General features: G+C 68.5%; 13 protein-coding genes. 8 read left to right on the top strand and 5 right to left on the bottom strand.

Translation table 11 applies throughout. The annotated features are described in order from the left end of the window. The 4 genes from ACN26Z_RS00065 to fxlM form a co-directional block, all read right to left on the bottom strand. On the bottom strand, positions 1-1,038 hold a 1,038-nt coding region (locus ACN26Z_RS00065; RefSeq protein WP_421459498.1), incomplete at its 3' end, for a lanthionine synthetase C family protein. Then, positions 1,035-3,782 carry a lantibiotic dehydratase gene (locus tag ACN26Z_RS00060; protein ID WP_421459497.1) on the bottom strand — a complete coding sequence of 916 codons (2,748 nt, stop codon included), beginning with the start codon at positions 3,780-3,782 and terminating at the stop codon, positions 1,035-1,037. The genes ACN26Z_RS00060 and ACN26Z_RS00065, both read right to left, overlap by 4 nt. A gap of 67 nt (positions 3,783-3,849) precedes the next feature. Then, positions 3,850-4,005: an FxLD family lanthipeptide gene (fxlA, locus tag ACN26Z_RS00055; protein WP_421459496.1), complete on the bottom strand. Its 156-nt coding sequence runs from the start codon at positions 4,003-4,005 to the stop codon at positions 3,850-3,852. Positions 4,006-4,017: 12 nt separating this feature from the next. Next, complete coding sequence (gene fxlM, locus ACN26Z_RS00050) at positions 4,018-5,259, bottom strand: methyltransferase, FxLD system (protein WP_421459495.1); 1,242 nt, start codon at positions 5,257-5,259, stop codon at positions 4,018-4,020. Between the two features lie 378 nt (positions 5,260-5,637). Between fxlM and ACN26Z_RS00045 the strand changes: the two genes are divergently transcribed. Next, a complete protein-coding gene (locus tag ACN26Z_RS00045; protein WP_421459499.1) occupies positions 5,638-7,023 on the top strand; it encodes a helix-turn-helix domain-containing protein in 1,386 nt (461 codons plus the stop codon). Here ACN26Z_RS00045 and ACN26Z_RS00040 read toward each other — a convergent pair. Beyond that, positions 7,003-8,925 (bottom strand): prolyl oligopeptidase family serine peptidase, encoded by a 1,923-nt coding sequence (locus ACN26Z_RS00040; protein WP_421459494.1) that lies wholly within the window; start codon positions 8,923-8,925, stop codon positions 7,003-7,005. The genes ACN26Z_RS00045 and ACN26Z_RS00040 overlap by 21 nt on opposite strands. 589 nt (positions 8,926-9,514) lie before the next feature. Between ACN26Z_RS00040 and ACN26Z_RS00035 the strand changes: the two genes are divergently transcribed. The 7 genes from ACN26Z_RS00035 to ACN26Z_RS00005 all read left to right on the top strand — a co-directional run. Then, complete coding sequence (locus tag ACN26Z_RS00035; RefSeq protein ID WP_421459493.1) at positions 9,515-9,790, top strand: hypothetical protein; 276 nt, start codon at positions 9,515-9,517, stop codon at positions 9,788-9,790. Next, positions 9,787-10,020: a hypothetical protein gene (locus ACN26Z_RS00030; RefSeq protein WP_421459492.1), complete on the top strand. Its 234-nt coding sequence runs from the start codon at positions 9,787-9,789 to the stop codon at positions 10,018-10,020. The genes ACN26Z_RS00035 and ACN26Z_RS00030 overlap by 4 nt, the downstream gene beginning before the upstream one ends. Beyond that, complete coding sequence (locus ACN26Z_RS00025; RefSeq protein ID WP_421459491.1) at positions 10,017-10,766, top strand: GOLPH3/VPS74 family protein; 750 nt, start codon at positions 10,017-10,019, stop codon at positions 10,764-10,766. The genes ACN26Z_RS00030 and ACN26Z_RS00025 overlap by 4 nt, the downstream gene beginning before the upstream one ends. Positions 10,767-10,813: 47 nt before the next feature. Further along, positions 10,814-12,307 (top strand): APC family permease, encoded by a 1,494-nt coding sequence (locus ACN26Z_RS00020; RefSeq protein WP_421459490.1) that lies wholly within the window; start codon positions 10,814-10,816, stop codon positions 12,305-12,307. A 13-nt stretch (positions 12,308-12,320) separates the two neighbouring features. Then, entirely contained in the window at positions 12,321-12,977 is a 657-nt protein-coding gene (locus ACN26Z_RS00015) for a GNAT family N-acetyltransferase (protein WP_421459489.1), read from the top strand. A 50-nt stretch (positions 12,978-13,027) separates the two neighbouring features. Further along, positions 13,028-13,594: a GNAT family N-acetyltransferase gene (locus ACN26Z_RS00010; protein WP_421459488.1), complete on the top strand. Its 567-nt coding sequence runs from the start codon at positions 13,028-13,030 to the stop codon at positions 13,592-13,594. A gap of 899 nt (positions 13,595-14,493) precedes the next feature. Next, on the top strand, positions 14,494-15,932 hold a 1,439-nt coding region (locus ACN26Z_RS00005), incomplete at its 3' end, for an AAA domain-containing protein (RefSeq protein ID WP_421459487.1).

The raw sequence follows: 15,932 nt of genomic DNA, 5'->3' as shown, positions 1-15,932 counted from the left end.
GGTGGCGGCGGTGACGAGGCCGACCCCTGCAATTCCTTCGAGAAGCCCTTCGGGCTCGTCGGGGGTGGGGTTGGCCTGCCGGTGGAGATCGTCGACGATGTCGAGGGGTATGGGGCTAACGGCATCTGACGCGATGCGGCGGGCGGTGGCCAGCAGTCCGGCGGTGCCATGGCACAGGCCTCGGTCGGTGAGTCTCCTAAGTTGTCCGGCGTCGGTGACGCAGATGGTGAATGCGGTCTCGGCGAGGTGCTGGCGGGTGGTGTCGTGCAGGGCGTGTGCGGCGAGCTGCTGGGCGCGGGCGATGCCGGGGGTGCCGTAGCACCAGGACGGTCGCAGCGGGGTTTGTTGGGCTGGGGTTGCGCGGTGCAGGTCGGTGAGGGTGATGGTTTGTGGCCACCAGATTGTGCCGTCGGTGTGCTGTTGCCAGGTGTCCAGCCATCGACTAATGCAGTTGATCGCCGTGGTATGTCCGGCGACGGTGATGCCGTCGCGGAGGGTGAGGGCGAGCAGTGCCAGTGGGCCGGTGATGCCGTGGGCCATGCCGAAGTTCGCGTGACCGCCGGCCGGAGGTGGCTGGCAGCGGTCGGGTGCGTTCCGGCACCACCAGCCGGGTAACTCGCCTCGCGGTTCGGTGAGTCGGACGAGGTAGTCCAGGACCTGACGGAGCAGGTCGTGATCGCCAAGCCGGCGTAGAACGACGCCGAGTCCGGTCAGGCCGCGGATGAGGTCGTACTCGGCGTAGTGCGGTTGCTGGTGTTGGTCGATGCGACGGTGGGCGGCGTCGAGCCGGCGGCGGGTCACCGTGGCGGTGCCGTCGGCGGTGGCCGCTCGCGCCTGGGCGAGCCCCGGGTGGTCGGTGATGGCGAGGACGAAGGCGAGCGCGGGCGCGCCGTAGAAGAGGCTGGCTCCCTCGGCGATGCTCACACCACCGGCGGTGGCGTGGCGCAGTGCCTCGTACGCTGCGGGCCGGTTGCCGGTTTCCAGGTGCAGCAGGGCGATGCCGGCCGCGCCGTCGGCGAGGGACTGTCCTGCGGTCACGGCTTACGCCCGGCGATGGTGGTACGGGCGATGGTTCGGGCCAGCCGCAGGCAGTGCTGTTCGGAGGCGAGGTCGACGCCGATCATGCGGGCATGGTGCAGGTGCAGCAGGTCGCCCAGCACCTCGTCGGGGTCGAGTCCGTCATCGACGACCAACGACCGGTAGGCGGCCAGCGCTGCCGCGAGTCGCTCGTCATGCACCGGGAGCCGGGCATGTTCGAGCTGGGCGGGGTCGAGGCGGGGACCGGTCCAGTGGGCGACGTGGGTGGCGAGCCAGTGCGGCCCGTCGCCGGTGAAGCCGTCGGCGATGGCGATCATCCCGGCGGCGGTGGCGGCTTGCCGGTCGCCGGTGAGCCTGTGCAGGGCGGCGCGGGAGTCGGCGGCGAACACCCGCTCGGCGGCGGCGAGGGTCGCTGCGGCACCGTGGCGGGTTTCGGGGCGGTACGGGTGCAGGCTGTAGTCGTGCACGACGGCGCCGTCGTGCAGGTGCTGCACCCAGCCGGCGAGATGGCGGGCGATGTCGGCGAACCGGCTGGCGTTCGGAAGTGGGATTCGTAGCCGCAGGTGCTGCTCGGGGTGGGGATACCGCAGGAACCACCAGCCGGCTGGGAGGTGGTCGGCGGGGCGGCGGGCGAGGTCGGTGAGGATGTCGTTGAGCCGACCGTGTAGGTGTGCCTCCAGCCACCGTGACCGCCCGGGCCAGTGCTGAGCAGTGGTGGCAATTCGGGCTGGTCGGGCTGGTCGGGCAGCCGGTGTGGGGTGGGTGAGGGTGAGCAGGAGTTCGGCGGGGCGGTCGTCGATCCAGCCGGCGGGCCCTGGAGCCTCGGTGATCACGGTGCGGGGATGCCGGTCGAGGTGGTCGCGTAGGACCGTCAGGTGGGCCTGGTCGTCCAGGTCAAGGCGTAGGCGGATGTCGTCGTCGCCGACCAGGATCTGCTGCGGGATGTGCCTCTGGTGGCGGTGCCGCTGCCAGGCGTCACGCCACTGCGGCCATGCGGTGCCCTGAGCGGGAAGCGCGGTGTGGTCGATGGTCCAGCGGGCGGGGTGCACGATGGTGCGTCCGCGCCGCAGTCGGGGTAGGAATGGCAGGCTACCGGCGTGTCCCCAGTCGAACCGGCTGCACGGTGCCGTCCACGCGGCCCAGATCTCGGTCAGGAATCGCATCAGTGGCTGCTGCAGCGTGGGCAGCAGCACGCTGTTGAACAGCAGCGGTTCGACGGGCTGACCGGTGGCCAGTGACACCAGCCACAGGCGGCGTCCGTCGCCGGTCACCGCCAGGTCCTCGATCGTGTACGGCGGTCTCGGGTGGAAGTCGCCGACAGGAAGGACGGGCAGCAGCTCGGGCGTCCGAGCCACCGCGGTGAGCCTGGCGTCCAGCGGAGGTCCGGAAAGTTGCAGCGGGGCCGCGCCGGACAGGGCGGTCGGCAAATGCCGGTAGACCTGTTGGAATCCAGCGAACTCGGCGGGGATGAGCAGGTGCAGGAACCGGGCGGCGGCGACGCCGGCATGGCGGGACCCGCTGAGTACCGTCAGGGTGAACGCGCCGCGGTCCAGATCGTGCGGGGTGTCGGCGGCGAGGGTGAACCGCAGTTCGGTGTGCGGGATCGGCGGTCGGTCGTCATTCCCGCGCAGCAGGTCGATCAGTGCGTCGTCGAGCACCACTTCGGCGCAGCCGTCGAGTGCAGCCTGCTGCGCGAGCTGTCCGAGCAGCCGGTCGCGGCTGGTGAACAGCGCTGGGGCGCGGCGAGTGGATCCCCTGTACCCGGCCGGAAACCCCAGCATGTTCAACACCTCACGGATTGGAACGGCCGCTCCTGGGCCCCATCGCTCGATGAACGCGTTGTGGTACTCGGTCCATCCAGCGGCGTGAGGCGGCGCTACCGCCACGAGCGTGGACGCGGCCCGCTCCGCTTCGTGCAGTACCGGCGGAGGGAGGGTCACGGCGATGTCGGCGCGTAAATCGACAGCAGTCCGGCTGCCTGGATCCGAGATGACGTAGTGGCGGGCGACATGGGAGGCCGGGTCAGTGGCGGTCATGGGTGGGCGTAGGGCCGACAGCAGCACCCCGGTGTGTACCAGTTCGGCTAGCAGCCGCTCGGCGTCGGCGATGCTGGCGGGTCCGGCGACCGTCGCGGCGAGGTCGGCGAACCTGACCGGAGACCGAGCAACCTGGATCGCCGCCAGGATCGGGCCGGTCAGGCGGACCTCCACGTCCCACCGCCGATCGGCGCTGGCGTGGGCACAGGGCAGCACCCACCTGTCGCCGCGCCGGTATCCCAACGAGTTTGTCACGACGGGGACGGTGCGTAGGGTGGCCAGGTCGTGTTCGGCCCGCGCGGTGTGCTCGGCGATGAACTGGCCGTCGGGGCGGGAGACCGCGCGATGAGCCTCACCCAGGACGACCATCGCCCGAGTGCCGAACTGGACCGGGGCGACGCCGGCGAATGTGCCGAACGGGGTCGCACGGGTGGTCCAGCGCAGCAGGTATCGGACCGTTGACTTCACCAGGCGCCGCAGTCGCTGCTGAGGCATCGGCTCCCCGCTCAGAGCGCTTTGGATCTGGTCGGCCAGCTGCGGCGCCGCGCAGGAGACGGCAGCCGCAAAGCCGGGCAGCGTCCACGTCTCGTCCAGCCAATCGCGCCACTGATCCGGATGACCGTGGACCATGTCGGGCCAGGCCGGCAGAACGAGGCCCTTGGGGTAGGCGGCGATTCTGATCAGCGCCGCACCAGCTGCGGGAACCATGAGCACCACCGAATCGACAGGCCCGGCGCGCTCCACGCCGGGCCCGATCGTGAGAGAAACGGATGGGTCAGCTGTCGCCGTCGGACTTCGTGGTGCAGGCGTTGGAGCCGGTGTTGCCGGAGCCGCACCCGTCGTTGGTGGAGGTGGCGTAACCGGTCGCGGTCGGGCCGACGTCCACCAGGCTGACGTCCAGGGCGAACTCCGAGTCGTCGGTTTCGTTCACGTGCGTTCCCTTCTATGCGGGGGTGAAGGTGAGGACGAGGCGGCTGTGCCGCTTGTCCAGCACCGTCCCGGCCGGCAGGTCACCGTCGGGAGTACCAGCGGGCAGGACGTGCAGCACCGGCGAAGGGCCGCCCGCATCCAGCCACGCGCGCATGTGTCCGACCATCCGACCGGCCGCCGCCGTGGCACCGGGCCCGTGCGCACGGGCACCAAGGTCGAACATGTCCTCGTCGGTCCAGCGCAGCGTCGAGCGGTAGCAAAACGCGTCGTTGTGGAGGGCGGCCGGTGTACCGAAACGCCATGCCGGAGCGACGACGCCCGCGTCGACGGCCTCCTGCTGAGCTGTGAGAACAACGAACTGCTGTCCCGCATCGATGATGCGGCTCGCCAGCCACAGGTCGAGGTCAGCCAGGACGGTACGAGGGGGCAGGCTCACCCCGGCCCATGCCTGTACCGGTGGCTGCGCCAACAGCTCGCCGACCGCGTCTTGGTTGACCTGCTGGTCCTCGTCCAGCCGCAGGTGGACGCCGTCAGCGATGTCGACGTACCGCACCTCATGCGCGTCGGCGCCCTGCATCGACACGAACCCGCACAACCGCTGGCTGTGGCTGACCAGCCGGTCTCCCGTCCGACGCATCGCCCACGAGCGGGTCATCCCGAACGTCCGCAGCGGTACGACCAGCGTGCCGTTCTCGGCGAGTTGCGCGGTCCAGGCGGGGGAAATGTCCCACGCCCCGACCGTGACGATGATCAGATCGTATGAGCGGCCCGGGTCGAGCTGCCGCTCGGCGTCCGCGCACACCACGGCCACATCGTCGTAACCCGCCGCGGTGAGGCAGGCGGTGGCGCGGTCGGTCACCTCGCGATCGATGTCCACGGTCGTGACCGAACCTGACGGACCTACCAGCTCCCGCAGCAGCGCGGCGTTGTACCCCCCGGAGCCGATTTCCAGGACGTGCCGGCCTGCCAATCCTCCGTCGATGGCATCGGCTGCCTGCCCGAGCATCTCCGCGATGAGCCACGGCGCCGACACCGAACTGACCGCCTCATCGCCGACACGCTTGGTCACCACAGCCTGGTCGGCCCGATATGCCTCCCGCAGCGCGCTATCCGGTGTGAACAGATGGCGTGGCACGGACCGTAGCGCCGCCTCCACCTCAGGCCGCATGATCAGCCCTTTGTCTGCCTGATCAGCGACGAGCTGATCAACCATCGCGGCATGGAGATCCTCGCCGCTCGCCGTGTCGGCACTCATTCGGGTGCTCTCCCCTTCATTGAGGGCCTCCCGATCGGAGGGCCCGCCGTTGAACTCTTCTCGGCCAACAGGGCGTCAAGCCGCTGGACCCGCCACGCCCCATGGAAGTCAAGATCGATGTGGTGCCGGTCAGAGTCAGGGCGGATCTGACGAGTAGGCAGCGCCCTGTCTCCACACTGACCCGTTGAGGCGGTGGGGTGAATGCGGAACATGCGGACGATGCGGTTGTCCGCATCGGAGCCGACAGCTTTGCCGCAGCCGCATCCACGCATCTCGCGTGTTCTTGGTTGCGCCGCGCTGAACACTGAGTGACCCTATGTGCGCGACATCCACACTGCTCATCACCGTGGTGGTGTGAGCAGCCTGAGGAGGCGGTGCATGGGTCAAACCCCGCGGATGCTGCAGCCGTCCCTGTCCGAGCGCCACTTCTTCGGCGCCGAGCTGCGTCGGCTGCGGGAGCGGGCCAACCTCTCTCAAGCGCGACTCGGCGCGATGATCCGGTTCAGCGCTGATCTGGTACGTCGAGTCGAGACAGCGGACCGCTTTCCGTCCCGGGAATTCGTGGAAGCCTGCGACAGGGCGTTGGCGACCGAAGGGGCCTTGACTCGTCTGCTACCGCTTCTTGAGGGCAGCCGTGACCGCGCGGGTATACGGACAGATTCCCCGAGCGGTGCTACCAACACCGGCACCCTGCTGCCCGCCCAACCGGCACAGGTTCCCGGGGTGGCGGACATGGTCGTTCGTGTTCCCTTCCAGCCCGGCGTTCTTGACCGCGCCGCATTGGACTGGCTGAACGCCCCAGCGGGACCCCGTCTGTCCGTGGCCGGCCGAGCCGATTCGCCTGATCAGGTACACGAAGAGGATCTCGACGCCGCTGAGACCGCCCTGGCAATGTTCCGGCAGTTGGATCACACACACGGTGCCGGACAACTCCACGCCCAGGTGCAACGGTACGTCGAACGCGAACTGAACCGGCTACTGGCCAGCCCGCCCGCCTCGGATGCGATCGGTCGGCACCTCTACACCTTGGCAGCGGGATTCTTCGAGCTGTGCGGGTACCAGGCGGTCGACACGGGCGCCCACGGTCTCGCGCAGCGTCGCTACCTACGCGCTCTACGGCTGACACAGGCCGGCGATGACCGTGTCTTCGGCAGCTACCTGCTCGCCGTGAACATTGGCCACCTGGCACTGCATTGTGGTCACCCCGAGCCAGCGCTACGGATGGCGCTCACGGCGGTGCGAGGAGGTGAGCCGCAGGCGACGCCAGGCGTCACCGCCGCCCTGCACGCCGTGGTGGCGCGGGCCCACGCCCGCCTCGGACATGAGAGCGACTGCCTGACCCACCTCGACATCGCAGAAAGGCATCTCGCCCTCAGCAAACCCGAGAACGAGCCGTCGTGGATCCGGTACTTCACCCCTGCTTATCTCGCCGACGAGATCGCCCACTGCTTCCACGACCTGGGCCGACCGCAGCAGACCCAGCGGCATCTCCAAGAAGCCCTCACCGAGTTGAGCCCCACACACGTCCGGCGACTCGCCATCGACACCGCACTCCTGGCGTCGTCACTGGCTGCCGCCGGCAAGATCGACGAAGCGTGCGCCGCCGCCCATAATGCGGTAGACCACGCCGCGCGGACCACGTCGCACCGCTGCTTGCAGCGCATCGTTGAGGTACAAGCCGATCTTGAGCCCTACCGATGCGAACCGGAGGTTCGCGAACTCAGCGACTATGTGCGCCAGCAGCTACCGCTGGCAGTCCTGTGAGCCCGGCTGAACAGCCGCTGCCGCCGCCATCACCGACCGGTAGTGCGCCAGTTCTGCCTCCAACGCCGTACCCGCCCGGCTGGACGTCGCCACGTAATGGCCGACATCGGGAAGCAGCAGCAACTCATGCCCCACACCGAGAGCCACCAACTCGTCAGCGAGCTCCCGCACCTCCTCGACCACCGCCACCTCGTCAGCCATGCCATGAATGAACAGAACAGGACGCTGAAGAGTGGCGGCACGGACCCGGCCCGCGCCACCGCGCAGCCGCAGAGCGTGCGCCCGCTGGAACCGAGGCACGGTCTGCGCCCACCGATCTGGATCGACGATCGCAGACACCGCGGTAGCCGCCGCAAACGGACCGTCCATCGACACCGCGTGTAATGCCGTGTATCCCCCGGCGCTGGCACCCCGGATGAAGACCTGGCCGTGCACCGCCCGCCCCACCTCCAGCAGATGGCTCGCGACAGCCGCACAATCATCCACGTCGTAGAAGCCCCACCGGCCGTAGAGCGACTCCCGGAAGCTGCGGCCATACCCCGTGCTGCCCCGATAGTCGACATCGACCACGGCGAAGCCGCGGCTGGTGAAGTACTGCGCCTGCCAGTCCAGGCGCAGCAGGCAGGAAGCGGTGGGCCCAGGATGCGCCCGAACGATCAGCGGTGCACGCCAGTCCGCCGCCGAACCCGTCGGTGGATACACCAGGGCAACCACCTCACGGCTCCCGTGGACACCGATCCGTAGTTCCGTCGGTACGGACACCTGCGCATTGGACAGTGCAGCGTGCTCCGACCTGGCGAGCACCTCCAACCGGGGCTCGTCATCGGCGACGTGCACCAGCGCGACCTGCGGAGCGGCGGTCGGTGTTGATCCGATCAGCGCCGCTGTCGTACCGTGCGCCGCCAGGTAGGGCTTGATCGACGTGTAGGGAAGATCGACCGGGTGAATGGAGCCGTCAGGTTCGATGACGACGAGGCGGTGCCGCGGCCCCTCCTGCACCACCATGACGATCCGGCCATCGGCAAGGAACTCGTACGACGCGTAGCCCAACTCCCACGGCTCGGCAGCGCACTCGCCCCCGATCGGTGCCACCGCCTCGACCTTGCTGTCGTTCCACCGGTATAGGTTCCACCAACCACTGCGGTCGGATACGAAGTACAAGGCCCCGTCGGGTCCCCACTTCGGCTCCACCGCCGACTCATCCGGACCGCCGGCGAGCCGTACCGGGTTCTCTGGCCTACCGTGCGGTGAGTAGGAAGCGAGCCACACCTCACATGCGTCCCAGGGCATGTTTTGCTCGCCCCAAGCGGTCCAGGCCAACAAACCCCGACCGGGTCGCGGCGCGCCGAAAAACCCGCGGGATTCGGCGATAGTCCGCATCTGCGGAGCACCGGTAAGCGACACCGCAATGAGCTCGTCACCATGTTCCGATTCCCGCACCGCCAGTAACTCACCGTCGCCAACCGTCAGATCGCCGAAGGCTCCCCGACTGACCAACTCGAGATCGCCACCATTACGGCGGCTCCGGTAAAGCCCGTCTCGGCCGACACACCACAACATGCCGTCGACAACAGCGAACGACCCGCCTCCGTACGCGTGAACGCCGCTGGAGACGGCGAAGCCTTGCGGGCTGACGTCATGCATACCGTCGCCGGGCCGCCAGCATGTCACCGTCGTAACCCCGCCAGCGTCGGGGCGCGTCTCCACCCAACAGAACGCACCACCCGCGGCACGCAGCTGGTCATAGCTCACCGAGGCCTTGACCGCGTCCTTCGTCGAGACCGCAGCGATTCTGTCCGCCAGCTTCACGACTCTCCTTGAGCAACTTCCGCGCGTGACAGGGTGACTACAGCTCGCCAACCAGTCTCCGCGACACCACCCCGGCACAGCGGACGCTGCCATGCCACTCTGCCGGCACGACGTCCTCTCAGACCCGGCCGACTCTACGCCTACGGATCTGTCGCTGGCGCTGGATGCGTCGACCCTCCCCGTCGTGGATTCACTCTTGGTGGCGACCACGTCGATGCGGACAACAGCCGTGTCCGCATCTCTCATATCGACCGAGTCGTCCAAATCGAGCAACCTATTACCTCGGGACCGACAACCTCGACTTCCTATGGGGCACGTCCCGTCAACACGAGAAGCGGGACGCGGCGCCCGCACCTCCCAACCGTTCCAATGTGCGGCCGGTCTCCGGGGGATGCTCGAGCTGCGCGTATATCGAATTGCTGAGAAAGGTGACGGTAGTGCGCGTCAAGTGGTTCCTCCCCGGCGATGAAGAGAGGCCGTTCACACCCTTCGGCATCGACTGCCAGGGGGCTGCAGTGCGCTTCTCCCACCGCGACGGATCCGCGGCCACCCGGTGCAGCGACGCCAACACCACATCGCACGCGGATCTCCCCAGGAACGACCACACGTTGGGAGCGAGACACGATCGGGGGTCCCCAGGCACCGTCCTGCGCCACCGTTCGGAGAGAGGAAGACCTCGGCCGTGAACCGAGTCCCTCCCCCACTCCCCGACGTCGCCCCGGGCACTTTGCTCCAACTTGAAGCCAACGACTGGTCCTACGGCCGTGACCTCACCCCCGGTACCCCCGTGGCCGTCGTCGTCACCGGAGTTCGGGACCTGCCGAACCGCAGCGACGAGTGGATCTGGATCCTCGGCCACCGTCCCGAGTGCGACTACCCGCACGTCGACCGGCACCCGCCATGCATGGAGGTGCGGGTCACCGTCACCGCGCTGCACCGTCAGATTCCCAGGCCATGACCAGCACCGACGACGGCGACCGCCCCGTCGATCGCTTCGAATCGGCGCGCAACACGGCGCTCCAGCACCGCGACGGCGGCACCTGCTTCCACTGCCAGACCGGCGGATGCGGACAACACGCCTGGGCGATCGAGGAACTCGCCCGCCACCCCGGCGGCCTAAAGCTCCTCCGGAAGGTCGGGCTTCCCATCCCCTCTGACGAATCGACCGAGGAAGGTCAGCCGCGGTGAACACCCCGCCCTCCGGCGCATCCAACGACCACGCACCCCACCTGTACGAACACCCGGCACCAATAGAACCGGCCCGGCCAGTGCGCGCCGTTGGCAGCGCCGCCGCCCACACCACCACGCGGCTTGCCGACGAATTCTTCTACCTGGCCCACGACGACCAGACCGGCCGTCCGCGTCTGTTCGAGTCGGCAACGGCGCACGGCTTGGCCGCCGCGCTGCTGGCGGAGCTGTACCGGGAGGGTCGGGTCACCTTCGAGGGCCGCCATGTGCGGGTGATCAACACCGTCCCGCCGAAGGACTGGCTGCAACATCTCGTCCTGGATCGGCTGGTGGCCGAGCCGCGTCACACCGCGACCCGAACGTGGTTGGCGTTCCTCGCCACCACCGCCTGCGAGCAGGTGATCACCCGGATGTGGCAGGTCGGGCTGCTGCGGCCGGAGCAGGTCGGTCGGCTGTGGCGCCAGCGCACCGTCTACGTCCCCACCGACGTCAACACGGCCGCCTGGTCCTGGGCTCGCCTGTCCTTCCAGCTGCGCAACTACCAGCCGCTCAACGCCTTCGACCAAGTCCTCGCGGGTCTGGCCCTGCACACGCAGCTCGACCCGATCCTGCTCGACGGCACACCCCTTGCCGTCCGCGCGTTCCTGCGCCACCAGGTCGACCAGGCGCACCCGCCGTTGCGCGACCTTCTTGCCGATCTCGGTGCCGTCGTCGGCGGCGCCGTGCTGAGGCACCGCACCTCCTGACTGCGGCCACATCCCTATCCATCCCCTATTTGCTGAGAGAGAACCGAATGTCCCCCTCGAAACCCGACACCGTGTCCGCCGTCCTCGCCAGAGGCCGGCTCGGTATCCCGTCCGTGGTGTTCTTCGTCATCGCCGCCGCCGCACCCCTCACCGTCATTGCGGGCGGTGCGACCACCGGGTACGCGGTCACCGGTGTCACCGGCATCCCGGTGGCCTATCTGCTGGTAGCGGCGGTGTTGGCGTTGTTCGCGGTCGGCTACGTGGCCATGTCCCGCCGCATCGTCAACGCGGGCGCCTTCTACACCTACGTCACCCGCGGACTCGGCCGCCCCGCCGGCGTCGGCGCCGCCATGGTCGCCCTCCTCGCCTACAACGCGATGCAGATCGGCCTGTACGGCGGGGCCGGAGCGGTCACCGCCGCATTCCTCAACGACCGGTACGGCTGGCAGCTCAGCTGGTGGATCTGCGCCCTCGCCGTCTGGGCCATCGTCACGGTGCTCGGGGTCGCGCGGATCGACCTCAACGGCCGCGTCCTCGCCGTCGTCCTGGTCGCCGAATGCGCCGTCGCACTGACCTTCGACGCCATCATGCTCACCCACCCCGCCGACGGCACCGTCAGCTTCGCCACCCTCGCCCCGACGCACCTGTTCGCCGCCGGCATCGGCGCCGCCCTGGTCACCGCGATCACCGGGTTCGTCGGCTTCGAAGGCACCGTCGTGTTCTCCGAGGAGACGAAGGATCCCCGGCGGACGATCGCCCGCGCCACCTACATCGCCGTCGCGGTGACCGGCCTGCTGTACGGGCTGTCCGCGTGGGCGATGTCCGTGGCCACCGGCCCGGACCGCATCGTGGAGGCGGCCCGCACCGACGGCACCGACCTCATCTTCAACCTCGTGTCGCCGCATCTGAGCCAGAGTGTCATCACCGTCTCCCGGGTCCTGTTCATCACCTCCCTGTTCGCCGCCCTGCTCTCGTTTCACCACACCGTCGCCCGGTACCTGTTCGCCCTCGGCCGCGAACGGGTGCTGCCCGCCGTGTTCGGTCGCACCAGTCGGCGGACCGGCGCGCCGAAGGTCGGCTCCCTCGTCCAGAGCGGCCTCGCCTTCGCCGTGCTGGTCGGCTACGCGCTCGCGGGGGCGGACCCGATCGTGCACCTGTTCTTCTGGATCACCGTCACCGGCGGCCTCGGCGTGCTCATCCTCATGACGCTGACCTCTGCCGCCGTCATCGGCTTCTTCACCCGCACCGCTCACACCGAGGGACCGTGGCGGTCGGTGATCGCACCGGGGATCGCCGCGCTCGCGCTCGGCGGGATCCTCACCGTCACCCTGCGCGAATTCGCCACCCTCCTCGGCGTGGCACCGGACTCGCCGCTGCGCTGGGCTTTCCCCGCCGCGTACGCCGCTGCCGTACTGCTCGGCATCGCCTGGGCACTGGTCCTGCGTACCACCAGACCGGACGTGTACGCGGCGGTGGGCCTGGGCGCGGACAGCGACACCGGACCCCTACGCGCCCCCGACCTCGCCCGCCAACCCGCCTGACCAGGGAGCCGCCGTGACGATCACCAACGACAACCTGACTGTCCGCCCCGCCACCACGACGGATGCCGGCCCGTTGATCGCGGTCCTGGCTGAAGCGTTCCGTAAAGGACCCGTCGCCGACTGGCTCATCCCCGACCCGGACGATCGGGGTGCCGTCTACTACCGGTACTTCCGTGACGCGTTCCACCACGGCTTGGAGCACGGCGAGGTGTACACCACCAGCGACCAGTACGCCGTCGCCATCTGGTATCCCCGCCTCGCACCCGCCCCCGCTGACGCTCATCAACGGGTGGAGGCGCTGGAGCGCATCGCTGGGGCGTACGCACCGAAGTTCGTGCTGCTGGAGGAGATGTTCGACGCCTTCCACCCCGACGAGCCACACCATTACCTCGCCTACCTCGCCGTCGACCCCACTCGACAGAACCGCGGTCTCGGCACCGCGCTGCTCGCCGACTACCACCGTCGCCTCGACCAACTCGCGCTGCCGGCCTACCTGGAAGCCACCACCATGCGTAACCGGCAGCTCTATTTGTGCCTCGGCTACACCGCCGGCCCCACCATGGTGCTTCCCGCACAGGGGCCGACGATCTGGCGCATGTGGCGCGGCGCACCCACCAGCGGCGGCCGGTCCCCGTTTCCACCCACCAGACCACGCCGAGGGCTGTCGTGAAGACCACGGCTGCGACCGCGCGACCCCTCCGCCCTGCGCAGCCCGGCGACGTGGCCACCATCGTCACGCTGCTCGTCGACGCCGTCGCATCCGACCCGGTCGCCGCATGGCTCATCCCGGACCCGACCGAACGGCAGGACATCTTCCACCGACTGCTGGCGATGGAGATCGACCACGCCGTTGAGTTCGGGACCGTCGACGTCACGCTCGACATGACGGCTGTTGCCGTGTGGCACCACCATCCGGCGTCGCAGGCGGCTCCGTTCGGGATCTACCACCTGAGCGCTCTCACCGGCTCGGCGCTGCCACGGTTCGAGCAATGGCACGCGCTGCTCCGCCGGTACCGGTCCGACGCCCCGCATCACTGGCTCGCCTGGTTGCACGTCAGCCCTGACGCCCGCCGCCACGGCATCGGTCGGACGCTGCTCGCCCATCACCATGAGCGCGTCGACCAGCTCGGCCACCCGATCGACACCGTCGTCACCACCACCGGCAGCCGGGACTACTTGACCGGGCGGGGCTACCGCGCGGGCCTGCCCCTGCACCTGCCCGCCGGTCCACCGATGTGGCCCCTGCACCGCGCCGCCGGCCCGGTCCCGCCCAACACGGCCGACTGAACCGCACGACACCCCACCCCGGTGGCTGCGCCTCACCGCAGAGGGCAGCCGCCGGGGCCAGACCAGCGACAGCAAGGAAGCACCACCCTCATGGTCAGACTGATCGCGCCGGCCTGCCGGCTGGCCGTTGTCCTCGGCAGCGTCGTCCTCGCCGGCTGCCACGCTGTTCCCACCAACCCAGCATCCCACCAACACGACCGCCTGGCCAGCAGCCCGCCGCCGCAACCGCCACGGCGGCCACTGCACCGGACCTCACCGCGCAGCAACGCCTCACCACCATCGCCGCAGCCGTCGCCCCCACCCCCGGCGACAACACCACCGACCTGCCCTACACCTACCTGCACACCCGAACCTGGACCCGCGCCACCAACACGATCATCCGAACCGAGCTGCAGCGCTGGCGACACGACGACGGGTCCGGTCGAGAGATCACCCGTCGCCCACCCGACCTGCCCGGCGTGAACCACCAGCCCACCCCCGCCGAACGGGACCTGTTCCACCAAGCCCCGCCGACATTGACCCGACATCGGGTCGGCAACCTGCACCCCTAGCTGGCCGGGCCGTTGCCTACAGATCCGACCGCGCTGGCCGCGCTCCTCGCCCCACCCGAGTTGTCCAGCGAGCCCGCCTACCCGCGACTACTCGCCGGAGGCATCGTCGGCCTGACCACCAGCCAATACCTCAACCAGCAACAACGGGCGACAGCCCTCCACGTCCTCGCCGCCATACCACGCACCCTGCACGCTTGCCGGAAACAGGTGTTCATGCGTGCACAGCAGAGTCCAACGCCTAGACGGTCAATCAGAGGTTATCGGGCTGCGCCCGACCCCTTGTGATCTTGGCTGGAGGCAACGCAGTCTGTGACGTTGCCTGCAGAATCACAGGGGGTGCATGCGAGCATGACTCTCAGTCAAGACGCGATCGAGAAGTCGACGAAGCTGATCGAGTTCCTTGCAGAGGTGACCGCCGCAGTCGAGCGAGACCCAGTGTTCGACATCCTGGACGACCTCGACGCCCCGGATCCAGTCGTATGGCTCGACACTCTGCCGCAGGGCGTCCAGTGGGTGGCAAGCCCTGCCGATGATGTGATCATGCGGCTGCGCCCGCCCCGCCAGCTCGCAGAGCCGGCGCCACCGGAGTTGCTGCAGGGTTGGATTGACGTGGATTCACCCCGCGGCGCTGCTGGTCCTGCGCCACGTCTGCTGGACTCTGCCCCTCTAAGCGGCGATGACAGTCCCGGGGCGCCGCCCGGGCGGATCGTACGCGCCTTCAACGTTTGGGCTGAGCAGTGGCAGGCATGGTGCGACGAGACTCGACGCCTGCACGCTGTTCGGCATCTGTACGAGCAACTGGAACGCGCCGCCAAGATGATGGAGCAGCAGGACGACGAGTACGAGTTCGTCCTGGGGATTGGTTTGCTTCGGTGGATGGCTCCAGACGGCAGCCGTATTCGTCGCCACGTTGTGGCGGAGGGTGTGGTTGCTCGTTTAGACGGAGCGACGGCCGAGGTTTCGGTATCGACCGGCGCGGGACGCCGCAGGACCGAAGACCGGGAGATCCTTGGCGACCTTGAGCTGTTCCGGGGTGAGCGTGGACGGCATCACCGTCAGGAGATCACCGACGGAGATTTGCTATCAGTGGACCTGCTGCCTCCGATCGTGGATCTCCTCGAGGAATGCCTTGACACTCCGGTACACCGGGATGCCCGTCCTGTGGTGACGGACGATGAGTTGCCGGCCGTGCCGGTGGTCAGCTTGTCGCCGGCGCTGTTGGTGCGCCGACGTAGTCGGGTGCTCCTGGCCGAGGCTTATCAGCACATCCGTGATGCGCTGCGCCAACCTGACGCGCGGGTACCCGTCGCGCTTGCCCAACTCGTGGTGGACACGGAGCCAGAGCAACGTAACCGGTGGCTCAGGGATCAGGGCGCTGTCAGCGGCAACGTGCTTGGCAGCGACCCCCTGTTTCCGTTGCCGACGAACGATGAGCAGATGCATGTCATCGAGCTTCTTCGCTCCGAGACAGGGATTGTCGTACAGGGACCTCCCGGCACCGGCAAGACACACACGATCGCCAATCTGGTGTCGGCGCTCCTGGCTCGCGGGCAGCGGGTGCTTGTCACGAGCCAGAAGGATCAGGCGCTACGTGAGCTCCGCGAGAAGGTTCCAGCATCGCTGCGAGATCTGTGTGTATTGATGACCGACGGCAGGAACGCCGCGACTGAAGTTGGTCACGGCCTTGACGCCCTGTCGCAGTTGACCGCCTACTTCGATACGGAGAAGCAGACCAAACTGGTTGAGGCGCTTCGCGCCGAACGACATGAGCTGCAATCTCGATCCAC

Source organism: Verrucosispora sp. WMMD703 (genome assembly GCF_049178935.1).
GTDB lineage: Bacteria > Actinomycetota > Actinomycetes > Mycobacteriales > Micromonosporaceae > Micromonospora > Micromonospora sediminimaris.
This window is presented reverse-complemented; position numbering and strand designations above follow the sequence as displayed.